Origin of the sequence: Corynebacterium falsenii (genome assembly GCF_020099275.1) — a bacterium.
GTDB classification, from domain to species: Bacteria; Actinomycetota; Actinomycetes; order Mycobacteriales; family Mycobacteriaceae; genus Corynebacterium; species Corynebacterium falsenii.
The window spans coordinates 1,334,736-1,355,929 of the sequence record NZ_CP083646.1 but is presented as its reverse complement, the minus strand read 5'-3'; the positions used below and the strand labels follow the sequence as shown (position 1 = coordinate 1,355,929).

Sequence of the window (21,194 nt, the reverse complement as noted above, 5' to 3'; positions counted from 1 at the left end):
CGCCCCGCCCCATGGCCGCTGAGGAGATTTCCGTTTCGAAGACCATCAACGCCCCCATCGAGAATGTCTGGGCACTTATTTCGGACCTCGAGTCGATGGGCAAGCGCAGCCCCCAATGCAAGGTCATGAAGGTGGTCGGTGGGGCTCCCCGCAAGGGCTCGTGGACGATCAACCTCAACCGCAAGGGGCTGCTGTGGTGGCCCACGTGGTCGGTCGTCACCGCCTGGGATTCCCTCAAGACGCTGGAGTTCAAGATTCCTCTGAATTCCAGTCGCTGGCGCTTCGAGCTCACCTGCGATGAGCCGAACAGCATTGGCGGTCACCCCAAGACCACTGTGACCCACAAGCGCCTGGTCGATGGAAACACCACCGCTGTCTCTCGTGCCCTTGTCTCCGTGGCCCTCGGCGGCGAGAAGTCTTTCGAGACCGACTTGCGTGCAGGCATGGAGCAGACCTTGGAATCTTTGGCTAAGGAAGCCGAGTCGACCGAAAAAATCAATCCGTAGGCTAAAATCACCTGTTGTGAAAGGCAGCAGGTGGGCATGACCACGACAACTAGATCTCGGGCCGCAACAGTGCGCCCACCGCTGCGTTTGCGCAGCGTGCGCGCCGTATGGCTGAGCTGGGCCATCGTCCAGATCTTTTGGATTTCGATTCTCACCATCGCCCGCACGCCCACCGAGGACATCGGTTACTACTTCCGCGGGCTGCACCCTGAGCTCGATCCGCACGCTCAGCTGGACTCCACGCCGTCGCTTTCCGAATACCCCGATGCCGGCGTGTGGCCCCTGCGTCTCATCGACCTCATCACGCCTACGAACAACACAGCCTTCGTCATCGGGTTCGTCGCCACCATCGTGGCTTTGTCGGCGGCGTTTCTGGCTTTCCTCATCTACCTCGGGCGCCGTTCCTCAGCCGCCGGTAGTCTCGACGCCCCCACGTACTGGATCTTCTTTTCTGCCGCTGCGGGGCCCATATTGCTCACCCGCCTGGATTTGTATCCCGGATTATTGGTGGCGTTGACGGTGGCTTTTCTGTTCACTCGTCCACGGGTGGCATCCGCCCTCCTTGGACTGGCAACAATGTCCAAGCTCTGGCCGGGCGTACTGGCAGCGGCGCTGGTAGGCAAATGGAACAACCGCTCCACGTGGACCCGCCTGATCTGGTTCGCCCTCTCCGTCGTGGTCACCGCTGGGATCACCATTGCCACCTCGGGGTTCGAACGGCTGACTTCCCCGCTGTCCTACCAGGGGGATCGCGGCCTGCAGGTGGAATCGATCGCCGCGACCCCGCTCACCCTCGCCAACTCCTTCAACAAGGATGGCTGGGTGATCGAGTACGCGGCGTCGAAGAGCTATGAGATCTTTGGACCCGGTGTGAGCGCGGGCATCGTTGTATCGAACGCGCTCATGCTGGCCACGCTCGCGCTAGCACTCGGCGTGGCCTGCGTGCGCTTCGTGCGCGGAGGCTGGACCCCGGACAAGGCAGCCTCCTTCTTCCTGCTGCTCGTGGTCCTCCTCATCGTGAGCAACAAGGTATTCTCCCCGCAATATCTCACGTGGTTCGGCCCGCTGCTGGCGGTCGTCCTTGCCGTGATACCGACCCACGGACTCGGTAAGATCCCCCGCGTCGCCATCATCATCGCGGCGATGACCACGCTGCTTTACCCGTTCCTGTACTCCCAGCTGGTCTTCGGTCCGAACCCTGTGGTCGCCCTCATCTTGGCTGCACGCAATGTTTTGATGATCTACCTGGCGTTTCTCTGCGGCCGATTCGCGCTGCGCCGCTAACCCACCGCCGCTAACCCACTTCCGCTAGCCCACCAGCAAAGTCAACAATCCGCGCACCAACACGCTCGCCGCGCCGGCCGACGCCATCGCGATAGCCATGCGGTGTGCCCACAGCCTGGGCACACGCTCGGCGAAGCGACTCGCTAGCACGATCCCCAACGCCATGGACACCAGGCTGACCGGCCAGATCTCCATGGGGATGCCGGAGAAATCCCCCGTCCCGGCACCGAGTTTCACCCCAAAGCTCAGCAGACCGGACACCACGAACAGCGGTTGCAAGGTCGCGGCGAAACTGCGCTGCTCCCACCGCGCGGCCTGGGCGTACACCGTAATGGCTGGGCCGGCGACACCGGCGATGGTGTTCATGAACCCGCCCGCAACGCCAGCCGCCACGGCCGGTGCCAACCCTCTCGCCTGGGGCACGTAGCGCTTGCCCAACGTCACCAGGCTCAGCGCGCTGAGCAGCACGCCGCCCACGATGACTTGAAGCACTGCCGCGGACACCACGGAAATGAGCATTGCCCCCGGTATCACGCCGACGATCATCACCGATCCGATGAGCGCGAACTTCCGCCAATTGACCATGGAACGCACACTGAGCGTGGACATGAAGGCGTTGGCGCTGGCCAGGATATTGACCACCAGCACCCCCACGACGGGATCAATCGCAATGGAGAGCACGGGCGCAGACAGTAGCCCCAGCCCCATGCCCGAGATACGCTGCATCGCCGCGCCGATAAACACCACAACGGCTACTAGAACGATGAGCGACATGCCCGTAGATTATAGCAGCTACATGAGCGCCTGGCGAATAGCCGCCGCGGTCACCGCACAACTCGAACTGCGCATGGAGTTGTGGTAGCTGCGGCACACATCGGACCCGTGCGCCAGCACCAGCAGCGTGGCGGCGGAGAGTTCTTCGGCGAAGTATTCCTCGTCCTCATCGGTGCGCACGCAGGTCACGGGAGGGATGGCAATGTGCGTGGGTTCGCCCGGCATCGGGCAGGATTTCACCGCGGCCAACCGCACCACCGCGTGGGCGGCCAATCCCACGGCGTCCCGGGCCTCGGTCATCTCATTAACTCGACGCCGAAACTCCAGCATCGCCGGCATTGTCACATGGTGCTCGCGCCATGTCGCCGTGGTATGGGAACGGTCGAGTGCTCCCCCGAGGCGTTCCACGGTGTCGGTGAGCGCGGGCCGCAGCTGAGCACACAGTCCCGTCGATTCCAGAGAGTTGCGCAGCACACGCAGGCCCTCCCAGTGCTGCTCCAAGTAGGCAGCCCGGCCCATGAACGGCAGGCTGCCGTCGATCATGCGGGCCCATACGGTGGAGCGCCGCAGCGCGTCGCCCACCATGGTCACGCTGGCATCGATCATGGGTTGTACGCAGCGATGAGCACCGGCCGGTGCTACCACCTGGCCGGTGCCGGTACTGGTGTGAGTGCCCACGCTGTCTTCCATGACCAAGAAGTTAGCATAGCCTTGTTTGTCTGCGCTAGATCAAAGTTAAGTTCTGCGCCAGACCAGAGCGAGACCAGATCTAGGTCAGAATGCCTCGTCGAAGCCGATATCCTCGCCCCAGAAGATCCGGTCCACCACGCGGCGAGACTTGCGGGTCTTCTTGAGGTAATCATCGAGGAATTCTTGGGCATCCTGCGGCGCCCAGTGCGCCGCAGCGGCGACCTGGCGCAGCTGGCTGCCCTGGCTCGGCAGCTGATCCTTGCGCTTGCCCTTGACCAGCACAATCGCGTTGCGCGCGATCGTGGCGGTGATCCAGGCTTCCTGCAGGATCTGCGAATCGGCCTCGCTGATGAGCTCGGCTCCGGCCATCTCGCGCAGCAGCTCCAGCGTGGAGGTGTTGCGCAGGCGCTGGGAGCCTTCACCATGCTGCATCGCCAGCAGCTGCACGGTCCACTCCACGTCCGTCAGCGCACCTCGACCCAACTTGGTGTGGGTGTTGCGGTCGGCGCCGCGGGGCAGGCGCTCGGCGTCAACGCGAGCCTTCATGCGGCGGACTTCCTGCACGGTCTTCTGGTCCACTCCCCCAACGGGATAGCGATACTTGTCGATCATGTGTAGGAAGCGGATGCCCAAGTCCTTGTCGCCGGCAATCCACGTGGCGCGCAGCAGCGCCTGCATCTCCCACGTCTCGCCCCACTGCTCGTAGTAGCGCTCGTAGGATTCCATGGTGCGCACGATGGCGCCGTTGCGCCCCTCCGGGCGCAGGTCCATGTCCACCTCCAGCGGCGGGTCCTGGCTGGGCTTGCCCAAGCGCGAGCGGACGTTATCGCAGATCGTGGTGGCCCACTTGACGGCCTCGCTATCGTCGACTCCCTCACCGGGCTGGGTCACGAACATCACGTCGGCGTCGGACCCATAACCAAGTTCCGCGCCGCCGAGGCGGCCCATGCCGATCACGCTGATTAACGCCGGGGCGTTCTTGGCGTGCTCATCCTCCCACCAGCGGATTTCGGCCTGAAGTGCGGCCTCCAGCACGGCGTCCCACACCCACGACAGCGACTGGCAGACCTGCTCCACATCCATGAAGCCCAACAGATCCGCCGAGGCGATGCGGGCGAGCTCGGCGCGGCGCAACGAGCGCGCCACGGAAATCGCCTTCTCCGGATCGCGGTGCCGAGCGGCTGCGGCGACCAGCGAGTGCGTGACCACCGCCGGGTTCTTGTCCAGCAGCTTCGGGCCATTCGCACCGTCGGAAAGCAGCTTGATGGAATCCAACGAATTAAGAATCAGCTCGGAGGCGTACGGCGAGGTACCCAAGATGGTCATGAGCCGCTGCCCCACCACGTTCTCGTCGCGCAGCAGTCGCAGGAACCAGGCGCGATCCTCCGCTGCCTCGGAGACCTTGCGGTAGTTGAGCAGGCCGGCATCCGGGTCCACGGTCTTACCCAACCATTCCAGCAGCGTGGGCATGATGATGGCCTGCAGCTTGTGCTTGCGCGAACTGCCGGAAGCCAGCGCACTGAGGTGCTCGTAGGCGCGGTCCGGGTACTGGTAGCCCAGCGCAGCCAGCTGGCGCTTCGCGGCCTCCGGCGACAGGCGCACGGTGTCGGCGCTCATCGCCGCCACCGAGCTCAGCAGCGGGCGGTAGAACAGCTTGGTGTGCAGCTGGTTGATCTCCACACCCACGCGGCGCACGTCGCTGAGCAGCTGCTGCATCGCGGTCCGCGAGCCCTCCGGCCGCCGGCCTGACGTGCGGGCCAGCCAGGTCAGCGCCGCCTCGTCGTCCTTCGGCGGCAGCGTGTGGGTGCGCTTGAGGCGCTGCAACTGCAGGCGGTGTTCCAGCATGCGCATGAAGGCGTAGTGATCGATGAGGCTATGCCCATCCTCGCGGCCCACGTAACCACCGTCCATGAGCGCCCGTAGCGCGGCAACGGTGGAGCGCACGCGCAGGGATTCGTCGGTGCGTCCGTGGACCATCTGCAGCAGCTGCACGGCGAATTCCACGTCGCGCAGGCCACCGGGGCCGAGCTTCAGCTCACGGGACCGGATCTCCTCCGGCACGTTGTCGATCACTCGACGCCGCATCGCTTGCACGTCTTGCACAAAGTCTTCGCGCTCGGAGGCATTCCATACCTTTGGGGCCAAGGCCTCGATGTACTGCTGGCCGAGCTCCAAGTCACCGGCCATCGGGCGGGCCTTGAGGAGCGCTTGGAACTCCCAGGTGGCGGCCCACCTGTCGTAGTAGGCGATGTGCGATTCCAGAGTGCGGACCAGGGCGCCGTTTTTGCCTTCGGGGCGCAGGGCCGCATCGACTTCGAAGAACACGCGCGAGCCGATGTTGATGAACTCGCCGGCCCAGCGGGTGGCCTTCGTATCGGCGGGCTCGGCGACGAAGATCACGTCCACGTCCGAGATGTAGTTGAGCTCTTGGGCGCCGCATTTGCCCATCGCCATGACTGCCAGGCGGGCTGGCTCGTGCTTGGTCTCGGAATCCGCGGTGCCGTAGACCACGGCGCAGGCCACGGCCAGGGCTGCGGTGAGCGCGGCATCGGCGGCGTCGGCCAGCGCGCGGGAAAGGACCTCGAAGTCCACGGGCTCCGGATCCGGGTTGGCGCGCTGAATCATCGTGCCTGCCACGTCGATCGCGGCGATGCGCGACAGGATCGTCCGGTACGTCACGCGCATCGCGTCATCGGCCTCGCTGCCGGTGATGGCGGCGCGGTAGACCGTGCGGCCATCCTCCGTTTCGTCGGCGACGGCGTGGACGGAATCGAGCATGAGCTCCATCATTTCCTCGCCGCTAGGCAGATCCAGGGACAGCCGGACCCAGCGCAGCGGGTGTGCCACGATGTGATCACCCAGCATGGAGGACGCGCCGAACAGGCCGAACAGTCGGGTTCGGAACGTCTGATTGTCCTTAATGGCCTGTTGCAGGGACCGCGTTGAGGCGTCGGAAAAAGACGAGACAGTAGAGGTCAGATCGCCGCCGTCCTCGGCAATACTGTCCAGGGCGGCAAACAACCGGACGAGGTTGTTGAGCGCCAGATCGGGATCGCCGGTCGCGGCCAGGGACCACAGCACATCCGCGTGTTCCGCATTGCTCCACCCGAGGTTGTCGAGGTCCTCCTGTGCCCGGGGATGGGTCAACCCCAAGTTGCGGGCGGTGGGGACGGCAGAACGGGATGTCCGTGGACGAGTCAACGTGAAACTCCTCTGTCACTTCGTCTGTGAGCCTTCGCGGAGGCCGTGAAGGTGAGCCCCGGTAGATGGATGGGGCTCGGGTGTTGTTAGAAGGCCAAGTTGTGGCGCAGCTCCCACGGCGTGATCTGGCCCTGGTAGTCGTACCACTCGCGCCACTTGTTGCGGAGGAAGTACTCGAAGACGTGCTCACCGAGGGCGTCGGCGACCAGCTCGGAGCGCTCCATGTGGCGCAGCGCGTCCGCCAGATCGCTGGGCAGGTCCTTGAAGCCGGCGGCGCGGCGCTCGCGGCGGGTCATGTGCGACACGTCGTCCTCGGCGGGGGCCGGGAGCTCGTAGTTCTCCTTGACGCCCTTCAGGCCGGCGGCAAGCAGCACCGAGTACGCGAGGTACGGGTTGCAGGCGGAGTCTGGGGAGCGGACCTCGATGCGGCGGGATGCGGCCTTGTTCTGGGTGTACATGGGCAGGCGAACCATCGCGGAGCGGTTGGAGGCGCCCCACGCGGCGGCGCGAGGAGCCTCGGCGCCGGAGGCGATGCGCTTGTAGGAGTTCACCCACTGGTTGGTCACGGCGGAGATTTCCGGGGCGTGCTCCAGAATGCCCGCGATGAAGGACTTGGCGGTCTTCGACAGGCGCAGCTCGTCATCTGGGTCGTGGAATGCGTTTTCATCGCCCTCGAACAGCGAGATGTGGGTGTGCATGGCCGAACCGGGGTGCTCGGTGAACGGTTTGGGCATAAACGTTGCGGACACGCCGTTTTGGCGGGCCACCTGCTTGATGAGGTAGCGGAACGTCATGATGTTGTCGGCCATGGACAGCGCGTCGGCGAAGCGCAGGTCGATCTCCTGCTGGCCCGGCGCGGCCTCGTGGTGGGAGAACTCCACAGAGATGCCCATGCGCTCTAGGGAGCTGATGGCGTGGGCGCGGAAGGCCGGGGCATCGTCGGTGACGGCCTGATCGAAATAGCCACCCCAGTCGGTGGGAACCGGCGGGTAGCCGTCAGTATCGAGGCTCTTGATGAGGAAGAACTCGATCTCCGGGTGGATGTAGCAGGTGAATCCCTGGGTGCCCGCGTTGTTCATCTGGCGGCGCAGCACCTGGCGGGGGTCGGCCCAGGAGGGCTCGCCGTCCGGCATGGCGATGTCGCAGAACATGCGTGCCGAGAGGTGGCCGTCGGGGCTGTCGCTAAACGGCAGGATCTGGAAGGTCGACGGGTCGGGGCGGGCAATGGTGTCTGATTCTGCGATGCGGGAGAAGCCCTCGATGGCCGAGCCATCGAAGCCGATTCCTTCCTCGAACGCTCCCTCGAGTTCCGCGGGCACAACGGCCACGGATTTCAGGAAGCCTTGGATGTCCGTGAACCACAAGCGGACAAATCGAATATCGCGTTCCTCGAGCGTGCGGAGGACGAATTCCTGTTGGCGATTCATGAACCCTATTGTAGGCACGGTTGTGGGTGAAGTTTTGAGAAGCACGGCATCGTGGCACAATTTGATCCATGACAGTCGCAGATTCCCCGACAGATTCTTCAGTAGATTCTTCAGCTCACTCCTCCGGTCAGCCCGCCGGATACTTGGTTCCCACCAAGCAGGTGCGCATTTCCGACCTTAAGGCGCGGAAGGGTTCGGGAGACCCGTTTGCGATGCTCACGGCCTACGATTACTCCACGGCCTCGGCGTTTGCGCAGGCTGGCATTGAGGTCATGCTCGTGGGGGATTCTGCGGCGAACGTTGTCTACGGCTACGACACGACCCAGCGCGTGTCCATGGACGAAATGGCTTTCCTCGCCGCGGGGGTAGTGCGCGGGGCGGGTAATGCTTTGGTCGTCGCCGACCTTCCCTTCGGCACGTACGAGGCCTCCGAGGAACAGGCCGTGCGCTCCTCCACCGAGATGCTGCGCCGCTCCGGGGCACACATGGTCAAGATCGAGGGCGGGGTGCGAATGGCCTCCAAGATCCGGGCGATCACAGACGCCGGCATATCCGTCTGCGCGCACATAGGTTTCACCCCGCAGTCGGTCAACCAGCTGGGTGGCTTCAAGATTCAGGGCCGCGGTTCTGGTGCGGATCAGTTATTTGCCGACGCCGAAGCCATCCAAGAAGCCGGGGCCGACATGGTGGTCATGGAAATGGTGCCCGCCGAGGTGGCGAAGAAGGTCACCGCTGCCTTGGAGATCCCCACCATCGGCATCGGCGCGGGCCCTGATTGTGATGGGCAGGTGCTGGTGTGGCACGACATGGTCGCGCTGCCCGACAACGGCCACCGCCCGCGATTCGCCAAGCAGTGGGCTCACGTGGGTGCGGATCTCACCGCTGCGGCTGCGGCGTACAAGAAAGAGGTTGCGCAGGGCACGTTCCCGGCTGAGGAACACTGCTTCAGCGATTCAGTGCTTCGATAAGCACAAAAACAATGGCCGCTCCGCCGAACAGCACCATCGCGGCCGTCAGCAGCACCACGGCCATGACATTGGGGGTGACCTGCTCGTGGCCCAGCCCCTTGGCAGATCTCACGTACCGCTTGCGCTGTGTCAACAGCACCGTCGCTGCGGTGCACATGAGGAAAATCGAGACGCCCACGATGTAGGGGCCGTAGAGGTGCGCCCACCTCAGCAGCACAGTGCTGGCCACCATGAGGGCCACGGTGGTGCGCGTCCACGCCAGCGAGGTGCGCTCGGGCTGAAGCCCGGGGTCGGAGTGGAAGTGCTCCTGAGTATTTGCCATTGTCTGTGCCCCCTCCCCTAGCTGAGGACGAAGGCCAACACGGCGGTGCAGGCGAGGACCGCCACGCCGGAGAGGAAGGGAATAAGGGCAGGCAGAGGCAGGGGCCTGCCGGTGCGCATAGCGCGTTCCACGCGCACCCAACGGATCGCCGCCCCCACGGCGATGAGCAGCCCCACGACGAGCACCAGCACTGCCGCGCCACTCCAGATGTGCGCCGGGATCCCCGGAATGCGGAACGCCTCGAGCGCCACGCCACCGGCGAGGAAGGCTAGCGACGTGCGGATCCACGCCAGGAAAGTACGCTCATTGGCGAGCGTGAACCGCGGATCGGGGTCCGTTCCCTCGGGCAGAACAACCCGAGCGAACCACGACCGATCGGGCTCGTGGGATGTGTCGGAGGAAGACTCGTTAGTCTTCTTCGTCATACTCGTCGGCAGCCTTGTTGCGCTGGCGGACGATCTCAAGCGCGTGGGAGGCCTCTTCCTTGCTGTCGTAGGGGCCCATGCGGTTTTCCCACGAATCGGTCTTGCCCTGGGTGACCTCACCCGTTTGCGTATCGAAGTACCACTTGTTTTCGCTCATGCCTTCTTTAGTACCACACTTCCGTACTCCGCGAACGCACCTCCAGCGCCTGCTAGTCGGCAGGCCACGCGAATTCGACCTCGCGGCTGGCCGGGTCCGCAGTAATGAGTGTCACCACGGCGGTGGTGGCCTCGTGCGGCGTGCCCTGGCAATCCGCGATGACCGGGGGCTGTTCCAGGAACACCTGCGCGCTGGAATCCCCGGAATGCAGCACGGTGGCGGAGAAGTTCTGCCCAACCCAGGGCCGCAGCACCACGGCCTCCGTGAGGTTGAGGCAGGCCCTGTCGACCTTGTTAGCCTTTTGGCTGCTGGAATCCATTGCTTCCACCACGGCCGGAAGCGTCTCTTCCACCCAATCGGGCACGGGGCGTTCCTCGGCGATGGCAAGGCAGATTTCCGTGCCGAAGCGGTCCACGAGCCTGCGCAACGGCGCGGTGACGTGCGCATAGTAGCCGCCGATTCCGGCGTGGATTTCCGGCTCCCCCGGCGCGTCGGTGAGCCCGATCGGCACGTAGCCCGCGCCGCGCAGTAACCGCTGGGCATCGCGCATGACGGCCATGCCGCGCGGCGTGGAGGCATCCACCTCGGCGAGCAGCTCGCCGACGTGTCGGCCCGCGCGGTCGTATCCCAGCGCGGTGGCGGCGGCATCGAACTCGGCCAGAGCCTTGTCGCTGGCTGGGGGCAGTGTGCGCAGCACGCCGCGTCCGGCGGCGACCATCATCTGCCCAGCACACATGCCTGCGAGCAGAGAGAGCTCCGCGTTGTAGTCATTCATCAATCCCCTGGGATCCACCGTCAGGGAGTACACCCGGTCGTCACCTACAGATGATGGGGCGGGGCGCTGCGGGGTGGCGTCGGAGGTGGTGGTGACCACCGAGACGGACGGAAGCCGCAAGTTGATCGCATGCCGTCGCAGGTCAGAGCGCTGCCGAGCAGCGCCGAGGGCAGGCAGTTCCGCGATGGCGGGGTGTAGGGTTCCGGCGAGCATGTCCGCCTCTGCATCGTCGTAGTCGAAGCGGGCGACGGACCGCACGCGGGCGCGGTAGACGGTGAAGGTGTCGACCTCGCCGTCGGGGGCAACGTGAATGTCCCACACCACGGCTGGGCGGATCTGGTCGGGCAGCAGGGAGGCGCTGCCTTCCGAGAGCGCGGTGGGGTGCAGCCGGACGGGCTCGTCCGGTAGGTACATGGTCTGGCCGCGGTGGATGGATTCGGCCTCGAGGGCGCTGCCCGGGGTGATGAAGGCGGCGACGTCCGCGATGGCGTAGCGGACGCGCCAGCCGGTCTGCCCGGTGGCGGGGTGCGGCTCGGCCTCGATATGCACGGCCTGGTCGAGGTCCATGGAACCGGCCGGATCGATGGTGACGAAGGGAACGTCCACGAGGTCGCGGCGCTCGTCGGGGAACCGGTCGGTGGCGAGTTCGGCTTCCCGTTCGACGTCGGCAGGAAACGATGTGGGGAGGTCGAATTCCTCGGCAACGGGGCGGAAATCCAACTCGGCGGCGAATAGTTTCATGCCCACTAGCGTAAACGTATGTGGCCCTCAACGTTTGGGGCGCAAAGGTGGCCTGTGAGCCGGATTCTGTCGTACACCGCCTTAAGTCCCCGTGGGGTGGGCGGCGCGAGGTGATCATCCATCTGGACACTCCATTGCTGGAGGTCTCAAGCGGTCTACCTGTCCCTGAAAAAGCGAGCGGGCAGCTCTGGAACTGCGTCGCACTGCTGGACGGCTTACATCCGTGTGCAACGTCTTGACCTTGCTCCCAGTGGGGTTTACCAAGCCACCGCAGTCACCTGCAGTGCTGGTGCGCTCTTACCGCACCTTTTCACCCTTACCGCGCTGCTACCGTGCGCCCGAAGGCGTGGGTGGCACGCGGCGGTTTGTTTTCTGTGGCACTAGCCCGCGGGTCGCCCCGGGTTGCTGTTAGCAACCACCGTGCCCTGTGGAGTCCGGACTTTCCTCCGCACCTGGCCTCCCCCAACGTGTGGGATGGTTCCACGTGCCGCGATCACCCGGCCACCTTTGCGCGCTAGTCACTCTACCGCAGATAGTGGGTATCGTTAACCAGCCTGATCACGGCCTGATGCTCGGGATAGAACTCCACCACCGACAACCCCGCGAGATCCAGGTGCAAGCTGCGGTAAATCGATCCGCTGCAGCCCAGGGCGTAGCGGAGAATGGATTTGATGGGGGTCACGTGGCTGACGAGCAGCACGTTGGCGCCCGGGTATTCCTCGGTGAGCTCGTCGATGACCGGAAATACGCGCTGGTACACCTCTTCCGGGCTCTCCCCGCCGTGAGGTTTGGCGGTGATATCGATGAGACAGGTGGCGTGGTCGCTGGGGTATTCGTCGCGGACCTCGCCGAAGGTCTTGCCCTCCCAGTCGCCGAAGTCCATTTCCACTAGCCCTTCGTGGGTGCGTACGGCATCGGGTATGCCCAACGCTGCGGCGGCTGCCTGGGCGGTCTGCTGGCAGCGGTGCAGCGGCGAGGCGACGATCGCCTCAATGTTGCCGTGTGCCGCAAGGTAGCGGGCGGCGCGGGCGGCCTGCTGCTCGCCGTGTTCGGTCAGGGCGGGGTTCGACAGTCCGGAATACTGGCCCTGCACGCTCATCGCAGTCTGACCGTGGCGGAGAAGGAGGAAACGGGTGGGGCGGGCGCCGCCGTGCCAGGCTGGTGCCGCAGAGGGAACCGTGTGTCTCCGCAGATGCGGTTGGCTTTTCCATCGCTGGCATCCTTTCGCGCACGTGAACTCGAGCCCCACCGGCGGGCAGTTAGGGGTGCAGTCGGTGGTGCTCACCACCTTAACCGCTAGGTGAGTAGCAGCACGTTGCATTCCGGGCAGCGAAGCACCACGTCCGCCGGGGAGTTCTTGACTTCCCGCAGGAAGGCGGGGTCCAGTTCCATGAAGCATCCCTGGCACGTCCGGCCCTTGAGTTCGGCAGCACCCACGCCGTGTTCCGCCCGCTGGCGATCGTAGGCACCGAGGACATGCTGGCAGATCTTACGGCGAGCGGCCTGGGCTCGGGAGGTCGCTGCCTGGATATCTGCGTGGATAGCATTCTGTGCACGCTCCACGTCCCGGCGCGCGTCAGCGATGGCGTCGGCCAGGTCGCGATCCGTATCATCGCCAGCTGCCTCCCCGGCGGAGGTGTGCGTGACGATCGGATCGGCAAGGTGGCCGGAATTGAACGTACCTGCCGATTCCTCCTGCTCGTCCGCGAACATCGCTGCCACTTCGTCGGCTTTGCGCAACCGCTCTTCCAACACGGCTAGGCGGGTGTGCGTGGCGGCGAGGTCGTGCTTGAGATCGCGGCGGCGCTCCCGGTCCACCTCGGCGCTCAGCGCCTTGACGTTGGCCTTCGCCCGCGCGCGCAGTTTGCCGACGTCCTGGCGCAGCCGTTCAACCGATTGCTTCTTCTCCCGGGCGCTGCTGCGCCGCAGAGCCACCTGCTGGCGGCGCTGCGCCTGCTTCTCCAACAGATCGTCCAGGCGAGCCTGCTCCGGCAAGCTGTTCAGACGTGCTTCAAGCACGCTGATCTCATCATCGCTGGCTGCCAATTGCGCCAGGTAGGGCTTATATTCCGGATCACACCGCATCGCTTATGCCTCCTCGCGGCCAGCGTGCAGTGTCCACGGATCCGTGCGGATCTCCAGCACGGTGGTCTCCGCCCCGGTCTCGCGGGCAATCATGTCCGCTGCCTGCTGGCACCACGGGAACTCGCTGGCCCAGTGGGCCGTGTCGATGACCGGGCACCCGCCCATCCGCAGGTGCTCATCCACGGGGTGGTGCCGCAGGTCGGATGTCACGAAGCAATCCACCTCCATCCCCGCCACCTGGGTGAGGAAGCTATCCCCAGCCCCGCTGGCAACCGCCACGGTGCGGATCATCGCGTCCGGATCACCGGCGACGCGCACGCCCCAGCGCGTGGTTGGCAATCGATCGGCCACCCGCTCGGTGAACTCCCGCAGGGTCATCGGGGTATCCAGCTCCCCGACCCGGCCGATGCCGAGATCCGAGTGGCCCGGATCCGTCTCCACCACGTCGAAAGCCGGTTCTTCGTACGGGTGGGCCTCCAGCAGCGCCTCGCGGACCTTCGAGCGCAGTGCCTTCGGCGCGATGAACTCCACGCGACGCTCCTCCACGGTCTGCTTCTGCCCCACCGTGCCGATGTGCGGCTGCGCCCCCTCCACAGGAGTGAACTGGCCCGTCACGGTGAAGCTGAACCCGGCCTCTTCGTAGTCGCCCTGCCTGCCAGCACCCGTGGCAAAGATGGCGGAGGTGACCCTGGTGGCGTCGGATACAGGGACGGTGAACCCCCACTTATCCATGGGCTGCGGGATCGGGCGCAACGGCCGACCCGGGGTCACGCCCAAGATCTCTGCGAGGCGATCGTTGACACCGGGGCGGGCGGAATCGGCGTTCGTGTGGGCGGCGAACAGTGCCACATTGTTGCGGATCAGCTTGTGAATGATCCGGCCCTTCGGGGAGTTCGCGGGCACGGAGGTGACCCCGCGCAGCAGCAACGGGTGGTGCACGATGAGCATTTGGGCGCCGGAGTCAATGGCGGCGTTAGCGACCTCGTCCGTGCAATCGAGGGCGAAGACCACCCGATCGGCGGGTTCCTCGGGGTCGCCACAGATCAGGCCCACGGCATCCCAATCCTCAGCGAGATGCGGCGGGTAGGCGGAATCCATGGCGGAAACGATCTGGCCAACGGTGGGCACGGCAGCTCCTCATGCGGGGTCGGTGTGTGTCTGGTGTCAGTCTGGGTTGTCTGTTGCCAGACGGTGTTCTGCACCCAGCCTAGCTAGTTCTGTCACACTAGAGGGGTGCGTGAGTTACCAATTTTGCTAGTAGACGTTGACGGAACCCTCATGGATTCCTACCCCGGAATCCGCGATAGCTTTGTGACGGCCCTCGAGACCCACGGGGTCGAGGTGCCCGATGAGCAGCGGGTTCGCCAGATCCCCGGGCCGCCCATGTGGGAGACGCTGACCGACCTGGGGCTGGAGGGGCAACTGCGCGACGACGTGTTCGCCACCTACCTGGAGCACCAGGAAAACGGCGGGTGGAACAATGCCACCCCGTTCCCCGGCATGAAGGATCTGCTGGCCAAGTGGCAAGACGAAGGTATTATCCTGTCCACCGCGACCTCCAAGTCTGAGGTCTCGGCGAAGCGGATCCTTACCGAGCACGACATGCTCAAGTACTTCACCGTGCTGGGCGCGGCCCAGGAAAATGGCACTCGCCGGTCCAAGGCCGCGGTCATCGAGTACGCGCTGACTCAGCTGAAGGAGGACCCGGAGATCCGGGAGATCCTCAACGCCATGGATCCCAACGAGGCGCTCAAGGCCTTGGAGCCCACCCACATGCTGCTCATCGGCGACCGCATCCACGATGTTGAGGGCGCCGCGCAGGCGGGGATCCCGTCTGTGTTGGTGGGCTGGGGATACGGCTCGGACGAGGAACGGGCGAAGGCCGCCTACACGGTGGATACCCCGGAGGAATTAGATGCGCTCGTGCAGCGTTGGGCTAACGAGGGCTAGCAGAACCGAGTTTCGAAGGAGAACAACGCAGTGACTGAGAAAACAGACAACGCAACCGACAACAACCAGCCCACGACCATTACCGTGGTGTGCACCGGCAACATCTGCCGCTCCCCCATGGGCGAGGTAATGCTCCGCGCTGCCCTCGAGGACGCCGGCGCGTCCAACGTGGAAGTGAACTCCTGCGGCCTGGGCGGTTGGCACGTGGGTGACCCGGCCGACGAGCGCGCCCTGCGCCAGCTCTCCCACGATGGCTACGACGGCTTCGCCCACCGCGCTTCCCAATTTGGCCCCGAGTTTGCCGATTCGAACGTGTTCCTCGCGATGGATGCGGGCCACGTTCGGGGCCTACGGGATCAGGGCGTGGATCCGGCGAAGATTCACCTGTTCCGTAGCTTTGATCCGGATTCCCCCGACGGCGCGGAGGTCGCCGACCCGTACTACGGCACGCCGGAGGATTTCGCCCGGGTCGCCGAGGAGATCTCGGCGGCGCTCCCGGGCCTGGTCAAGGAGTACGGCTCGGACCACTAGCCGCGGGGGCCGCTAGAACCGCTCCTGGCCCTTCTTCTGTGCTCGCCGTTCCTCGAACCGGCTGCGGGTGCCGCCGTAGCGGTTGGCCAGCTTCTCCGAAGCTGTGATGTTCGACGCCGCCCCGCTGCCATCCTCGGTCTTCGTGCCGCTGAGGTCATTGGCGGGGGCGTCCTCGGCAGGAGTGTCGGGGGCTGTGGTGCCGGGGGTTATGGGCTGAGGGTCGACGCTGCGAGCAGCTGAGTGTTGGGAATTCGCGATTTCTTCCTTCTCGCGGCGGCGCTCGCGGATTTCAGAGAAGATGAACCACCCCAAGCCCACGGGGGCAAGGATGCCGAAGGCGATCCATTGGATGCCGTAAGACAGGTTGGTACCGCCGTCGAGATGAGGGAGTTCGAGGGCGTTGAGCTTGTCCGGCGAGGGGGTCAGTTCGTTGACTTTGTCCACGCTGGGCTTATCGAGCTGGACGTAATCGGTGGCAAGCTTGGTGCCGGTGGCTTGGCCAACCTGCTGGGTATTCATGCCGGTGACCTGCGTGAAGCCGTTCACCTTGGCTGGAGTGGTCTGTGGCTTCGGTTCGTTCATGCGGATGAAGCCGGTGACCGTGATGTCCTTGCTGGGTGGAGCGGGGACGGCGGGCTTCGAGGAACCATCGCCGGCGGGTACCCACCCGCGGTTGACCATGACCGTGCCGCCGGAATCCAGCGCGAAAGGCGTGAGTGACTGGTAGGCCGGTGAAGAATTGACGGGGCGGTTGCGCAGAAGAACCTGCTTGTCGGGGAGGAAATGGCCTTGGAGTTTCACCCGGGTCCATTCGCTATCGACGCCAGCAGAGGCACCATCGGCTGGAATGACATCGCTGATCGGCACGGGGTCGACTTCCAGGGCGTGTTCGAGGCGCTGGTTGAACTCGTTCTTGTCCCGATTCTTCCCCAGCTGCCAGGGGGCCAGGAAGGTGAAGGCAAAGTAGGTGAAGGTGAGAACGAGGACTGCGGTGAGGATCCAGCCCGGAGTTAGAACGCTGCGCAGGCCGCCCCGCCGCCGCCCACTGGAGTTGCGCGGGGATGCCGGGGTGCGCGGGGTTGCTGGAGCTGCTGATTCTGATGGCTCCGACCCGGGCGATGTTGGCGATGTAGGCACAATGTCCAATGTACCCAGTGCTGCGCAGGCAGTTACAAACTCATCGCGGCCCGTGAGGGCTCTCAACGGGACGCGACGACCCGTGAGACGACCCATGACACGGGAAACCCACCAGCACCGGGGTGCTGGTGGGTGAAAAGTGTGCGCCCTGACGGGTTCGAACCGCCGACCTGCTGGGTGTAAACCAGCTGCTCTTCCAGCTGAGCTAAAGGCGCTCATCGCTAACTTGTGCGCGAAGCGGTTAGAAGAATAACACGGATGTCACAGAGTTCACCAAAGGCGCAGGTGAACACCGAAGAACGACCCTCGTGCCGGGTGTGCGCTAGGAGTGCAGCGGGGCGTGGTGTGCGCCGGAGCTAGCGCTTAGTTCCGGAGGACACGAGGCACGCCCCCTGCCACGCGCCAAGACGCTCGGACTTGGTCTGCACCATGCCAGCGAGCTGAGCGGATTCCGCCACGTCGCCGGGCTCCACGGAACCGGGCTTGCCCACGGCCGGGGTGAGCAACCAGATGCAGCCGTCCTCGCCGAGGGAACGGGTCGCATCGACCAGTCCGTCCACGAGGTCGCCGTCTTCGGTGCGCCACCACAGCAGCACCTTGTCCACCACTTCGTCGGTATCTGCTTCGAGGAGAACGGATCCAGTGGCGTCTTCCAATGCCTCGCTGATGCTGGAATCGCAGTCTTCATCCCAACCAATTTCTTGGATGATGTCGTCTGCCGAGACGTTCAGCAGGGATGCCCAATCTTGCTGGTCCTGCTCCGAAGCCTTTTCAGGGGCCGATCCTGGGGCCTTCGCCACTGTGCTTTCGTACCTTTCTCCATGTGCATCGATCCGAGGCTAATGGAGCTCGCAGTGGATTCTCCGGCACACGGATCGACTGGTGTGTGTCAACCGCTGCCCCGCAGGGGGCATTAGTTATGCACCTTACGTGTGATCCATTCCCTATTGTCAAGCCTCATTGTTTGCATTGATCTCAGCGTAGATCTCAGCCTGGATCTCAATGCTTTCAACGTTAAGGCCTGCTCAGGGAACTCTTGTGAAGTCAAAGTTACAAGGTTCCGGGCCAAAGCGCAGCAATTGTGGGGTTAAAATCCTGCTAAAACGCAGCGCGACGTCTGTAAGCAGCGCGTGAAAGGGCGAGAAAGCGCATTGAATCGCACGAAGTTAAGGGGAAAGGTTATAGGAAAAGCCACAGTTACGGCAGGCCGGGGCTGGTCTCAGCAGCGGCTCTGTATTTGCATGGTCTCTCCATGGCCCCTGTATGGCCCTTGCACGCCAGTGTGACAAGTTTGTTTCGTGTTCCGTTTCACGGCCGTTTTTCCGCCTTCCCGGGTGGAACTTCCGTAGTGTGGAATCCACACAAACTTTGCGCCATACAACCAGTTCGTGGCGCAGGGTCAGGACCGCACGTGCTCCAAGGAGGCCTTGATCATGGCTGATGATTCTCGCAACCCCAGCGACAGCAACTTCGCCCTTATCCGGGACGGTGTCGCTTCATACCTCAAGGATTCCAACCCAGAGGAAACTCAGGAGTGGATGGAATCCCTCGATGCTCTGCTGGAGGCAGCAGGACCGGACCGGGGACGCTACCTCATGCTCCGCCTGTTGGAGCGCGCCACCGCCAAGCGCGTTCCCCTGCCGCCGCTGCTGTCCACGGACTATGTCAACACCATTCCCACCACCCAGGAACCCGAGTTCCCCGGTGACGAGGAAATCGAAAAGCGCTACCGCCGCTGGATCCGATGGAACGCCGCCATCATGGTGCACCGTGCGCAGCGCCCCGGCATCGGCGTGGGCGGCCACATCTCCACCTACGCGAGCGCAGCTCCGCTCTACGAAGTGGGCCTGAACCACTTCTTCCGCGGCAAGGATCACCCCGGTGGCGGCGACCAGATCTTCTTCCAGGGCCACGCCTCCCCCGGCATGTACGCCCGCGCTTTCCTGGAGGGGCGCCTGTCCGAGGACGATCTCGATGCCTTCCGCCAGGAGGCCTCCAAGCCGGAGCACGGCCTGCCCTCCTACCCGCACCCGCACGGCATGAAGGACTTCTGGGAATTCCCCACCGTCTCCATGGGCCTGGGCCCGATGGATGCGATCTACCAGGCGCGGTTCAACCGCTACCTGCATGATCGCGGTATCAAGGACACCTCCGACCAGCACGTCTGGGCATTCCTCGGCGACGGCGAGATGGACGAGCCGGAATCCCGCGGCCTCATCCAGATGGCTGCGCTCAACAACTTGGACAACCTCACGTTCGTCATCAACTGCAACCTGCAGCGCCTCGATGGCCCCGTGCGCGGCAACACGAAGATCATCCAGGAGCTGGAGTCCTTCTTCCGCGGCGCCGGCTGGAACGTCATCAAGGTCGTGTGGGGTCGCGAGTGGGACAAGCTCCTCGAAAAGGACACCGAGGGCGCCCTCGTGCAGGTCATGAACACCACCCCGGACGGCGACTTCCAAACCTTCAAGGCCAACGACGGCGCCTACGTGCGCGAGTACTTCTTCAACAAGGACCCGCGCACCGCCAAGCTCGTGGAAGACATGACGGATGAAGAGATCTGGCACCTGCGCCGCGGTGGTCACGACTACCGCAAGATCTACGCCGCCTACAAGCGCGCCCTGGAGACAACCGATCAGCCGACCGTCATCCTGGCCCACACCATTAAGGGCTACGGCCTGGGCCATAACTTCGAGGGTCGCAACGCGACCCACCAGATGAAGAAGCTCACGCTCGAGGATCTCAAGCTCTTCCGCGACAAGCAGGGCATCCCGATCTCCGACGAGGATCTGGAGAAGGACCCCTACCTGCCGCCGTACTACAACCCCGGTGCCGATTCGCCGGAGATCGAGTACATGGTCAACCGCCGCAAGGAACTCGGCGGCTTCCTGCCCGAGCGTCGCGAGAAGTACACGCCGCTGAAGACCCCGGACATGGATGTACTGCGCCTCGCCCTCAAGGGCTCCGGCAAGCAGGAAGTGGCCACTACGATGGCCCTGGTGCGCATCTTCAAGGACCTCATGCGCGACGACGAGATCAAGAAGCGCCTCGTACCGATCATCCCGGACGAGGCCCGCACCTTCGGCATGGACTCGTGGTTCCCCACCTTGAAGATCTACAACCCGCACGGCCAGAACTACGTGCCGGTGGATCACGACCTCATGCTCTCCTACCGGGAGTCCACGGACGGCCACATCCTCCACGAGGGCATTTCCGAGGCTGGTTCCATGGCGTCGTTCATCGCCGCAGGCACGAGCTACGCCACCCACGGCGAAGTGATGATCCCGCTGTACATCTTCTACTCCATGTTCGGTTTCCAGCGCGTGGGCGATTCCATCTGGGCCGCAGGTGATCAGATGACACGCGGTTTCCTCATCGGAGCCACTGCGGGCCGGACCACGCTGACCGGCGAGGGCCTGCAGCACATGGATGGCCACTCCCCCGTTTTGGCGTCGACGAACCCGGCGGTCGTGGCCTACGACCCGGCGTTTGCCTACGAGATTGCCTACATCGTGCGCGAGGGCATCGACCGGATGTACGGCGAGGGTCGCGGCGAGAACGTGATCTACTACCTCACCGTCTACAACCAGCCGATTCACCAGCCGCCGGCTCCGGAGGATCTGGATGTGGAGGGCCTGCTCAAGGGCATCTACCTGTACTCCCCGGCCAGCCGTCAGGTCGGCACCGGTGTGGACAGTGCTGGCGATGTCGGCCCCGCGGACGAGGCCGAGCACACCGCCAGCATCCTGGCCTCCGGCGTGGGCATGGAGGCCGCCATCAAGGCGAAGACCATGCTCGCCGATTATGGAGTCAACGCCAACATTTACTCCGTGACCAGCTGGAACGAGCTTGCCCGTGACGGCCAGGCCGCCGAGCTCGAGCAGCTCCGCAATCCCAGCGCCGACGTGCGCACGCCGTACATCCAGCAGGTGCTCGACGGCGTGGATGGCCCCTTCGTGGCCGTCTCCGATTTCGCCACGACCCTGCCCGAGCAGATTCGCCGCTGGGTACCGGGCGAGTACGTGGTCCTCGGCGCGGACGGCTTCGGCTTCTCTGACACTCGTGAAGCCGCTCGGCGGTACTTCAATATCGACGCCGAATCGGTGGTTGTCGCCGTTCTGCTGGGGTTGGCCCGCGAAGGCAAGATCGACCGGTCTGTGGCGGCGGAAGCTGCGGAGAAGTTCGAAATCGACGATCCGACCGCGACCGTCTAGGGAGTCT

The 21,194-nt window shown here is 64.4% G+C and carries 19 protein-coding genes, 1 tRNA gene and 1 other RNA gene; 6 read left to right on the top strand and 15 right to left on the bottom strand.

The features are described 5' to 3' along the window. Positions 1-11: 11 nt before the first annotated feature. Positions 12-506 (top strand): SRPBCC family protein, encoded by a 495-nt coding sequence (locus LA343_RS06015; protein ID WP_025402443.1) that lies wholly within the window; start codon positions 12-14, stop codon positions 504-506. Positions 507-542: 36 nt separating this feature from the next. Next, entirely contained in the window at positions 543-1,790 is a 1,248-nt protein-coding gene (locus tag LA343_RS06010) for a glycosyltransferase family 87 protein (RefSeq protein ID WP_081737289.1), read from the top strand. Positions 1,791-1,814: 24 nt separating this feature from the next. Here LA343_RS06010 and LA343_RS06005 read toward each other — a convergent pair whose 3' ends face one another. From LA343_RS06005 to glnA, 4 genes are all read right to left on the bottom strand, one after another. After that, positions 1,815-2,564 (bottom strand): sulfite exporter TauE/SafE family protein, encoded by a 750-nt coding sequence (locus tag LA343_RS06005; RefSeq protein WP_025402441.1) that lies wholly within the window; start codon positions 2,562-2,564, stop codon positions 1,815-1,817. 18 nt (positions 2,565-2,582) lie between these two features. Beyond that, the gene (locus tag LA343_RS06000) at positions 2,583-3,254 is read right to left on the bottom strand and encodes a hypothetical protein (protein WP_025402440.1); all 672 of its coding nucleotides are present in this window, start codon (positions 3,252-3,254) and stop codon (positions 2,583-2,585) included. A gap of 84 nt (positions 3,255-3,338) precedes the next feature. After that, complete coding sequence (locus LA343_RS05995; RefSeq protein ID WP_025402439.1) at positions 3,339-6,455, bottom strand: bifunctional [glutamine synthetase] adenylyltransferase/[glutamine synthetase]-adenylyl-L-tyrosine phosphorylase; 3,117 nt, start codon at positions 6,453-6,455, stop codon at positions 3,339-3,341. A gap of 86 nt (positions 6,456-6,541) precedes the next feature. Beyond that, positions 6,542-7,882, bottom strand: a complete 1,341-nt coding sequence (glnA, locus tag LA343_RS05990; protein WP_025402438.1) for a type I glutamate--ammonia ligase — start codon at positions 7,880-7,882, stop codon at positions 6,542-6,544. Between the two features lie 68 nt (positions 7,883-7,950). Between glnA and panB the strand changes: the two genes are divergently transcribed. Beyond that, entirely contained in the window at positions 7,951-8,850 is a 900-nt protein-coding gene (gene panB, locus LA343_RS05985) for a 3-methyl-2-oxobutanoate hydroxymethyltransferase (protein WP_025402437.1), read from the top strand. Here the strand turns inward: panB and LA343_RS05980 are convergent. The 8 genes from LA343_RS05980 to LA343_RS05945 all read right to left on the bottom strand — a co-directional run bounded on the left by LA343_RS05980 (position 8,828) and on the right by LA343_RS05945 (position 14,483). Continuing rightward, positions 8,828-9,172, bottom strand: a complete 345-nt coding sequence (locus LA343_RS05980; RefSeq protein WP_025402436.1) for a DUF202 domain-containing protein — start codon at positions 9,170-9,172, stop codon at positions 8,828-8,830. The genes panB and LA343_RS05980 overlap by 23 nt on opposite strands. 17 nt (positions 9,173-9,189) lie before the next feature. Next, complete coding sequence (locus tag LA343_RS05975) at positions 9,190-9,597, bottom strand: YidH family protein (protein WP_025402435.1); 408 nt, start codon at positions 9,595-9,597, stop codon at positions 9,190-9,192. Next, positions 9,581-9,754, bottom strand: a complete 174-nt coding sequence (locus tag LA343_RS05970) for a hypothetical protein (RefSeq protein WP_224207756.1) — start codon at positions 9,752-9,754, stop codon at positions 9,581-9,583. The genes LA343_RS05975 and LA343_RS05970 overlap by 17 nt, the downstream gene beginning before the upstream one ends. Positions 9,755-9,806: 52 nt before the next feature. After that, positions 9,807-11,270 carry an RNB domain-containing ribonuclease gene (locus tag LA343_RS05965; protein ID WP_025402434.1) on the bottom strand — a complete coding sequence of 488 codons (1,464 nt, stop codon included), beginning with the start codon at positions 11,268-11,270 and terminating at the stop codon, positions 9,807-9,809. 39 nt (positions 11,271-11,309) lie between these two features. Further along, an RNA gene (gene rnpB / locus LA343_RS05960) (RNase P RNA component class A) lies at positions 11,310-11,779 on the bottom strand. A gap of 14 nt (positions 11,780-11,793) precedes the next feature. Continuing rightward, positions 11,794-12,591 carry a histidine phosphatase family protein gene (locus tag LA343_RS05955; RefSeq protein ID WP_224209139.1) on the bottom strand — a complete coding sequence of 266 codons (798 nt, stop codon included), beginning with the start codon at positions 12,589-12,591 and terminating at the stop codon, positions 11,794-11,796. Beyond that, complete coding sequence (locus tag LA343_RS05950; RefSeq protein ID WP_025402433.1) at positions 12,567-13,355, bottom strand: zinc ribbon domain-containing protein; 789 nt, start codon at positions 13,353-13,355, stop codon at positions 12,567-12,569. The genes LA343_RS05955 and LA343_RS05950 overlap by 25 nt, the downstream gene beginning before the upstream one ends. Positions 13,356-13,358: 3 nt before the next feature. Beyond that, a complete protein-coding gene (locus tag LA343_RS05945) occupies positions 13,359-14,483 on the bottom strand; it encodes a Nif3-like dinuclear metal center hexameric protein (protein ID WP_025402432.1) in 1,125 nt (374 codons plus the stop codon). Between the two features lie 105 nt (positions 14,484-14,588). Here LA343_RS05945 and LA343_RS05940 point away from each other — a divergent pair, with 105 nt between their 5' ends. Both LA343_RS05940 and LA343_RS05935 read left to right on the top strand, forming a co-directional pair. Continuing rightward, positions 14,589-15,305, top strand: coding sequence for an HAD hydrolase-like protein (locus LA343_RS05940; RefSeq protein ID WP_025402431.1), 717 nt, complete (start codon positions 14,589-14,591; stop codon positions 15,303-15,305). 30 nt (positions 15,306-15,335) lie between these two features. After that, positions 15,336-15,836: a low molecular weight protein-tyrosine-phosphatase gene (locus LA343_RS05935; RefSeq protein WP_025402430.1), complete on the top strand. Its 501-nt coding sequence runs from the start codon at positions 15,336-15,338 to the stop codon at positions 15,834-15,836. 12 nt (positions 15,837-15,848) lie between these two features. On the opposite strand, the gene LA343_RS05930 is transcribed toward LA343_RS05935, so the two are convergent. The 3 genes from LA343_RS05930 to LA343_RS05920 all read right to left on the bottom strand — a co-directional run bounded on the left by LA343_RS05930 (position 15,849) and on the right by LA343_RS05920 (position 17,773). Continuing rightward, positions 15,849-16,973, bottom strand: a complete 1,125-nt coding sequence (locus LA343_RS05930; protein WP_224209138.1) for an SURF1 family cytochrome oxidase biogenesis protein — start codon at positions 16,971-16,973, stop codon at positions 15,849-15,851. 142 nt (positions 16,974-17,115) lie between these two features. Continuing rightward, positions 17,116-17,188 (bottom strand) — tRNA-Val (locus LA343_RS05925). A 141-nt stretch (positions 17,189-17,329) separates the two neighbouring features. Further along, entirely contained in the window at positions 17,330-17,773 is a 444-nt protein-coding gene (locus tag LA343_RS05920; RefSeq protein ID WP_025402428.1) for a DUF3052 domain-containing protein, read from the bottom strand. A gap of 633 nt (positions 17,774-18,406) precedes the next feature. Between LA343_RS05920 and aceE the strand changes: the two genes are divergently transcribed. Then, positions 18,407-21,187 (top strand): pyruvate dehydrogenase (acetyl-transferring), homodimeric type, encoded by a 2,781-nt coding sequence (aceE, locus tag LA343_RS05915; protein WP_025402427.1) that lies wholly within the window; start codon positions 18,407-18,409, stop codon positions 21,185-21,187. Positions 21,188-21,194 lie beyond the last annotated feature (7 nt).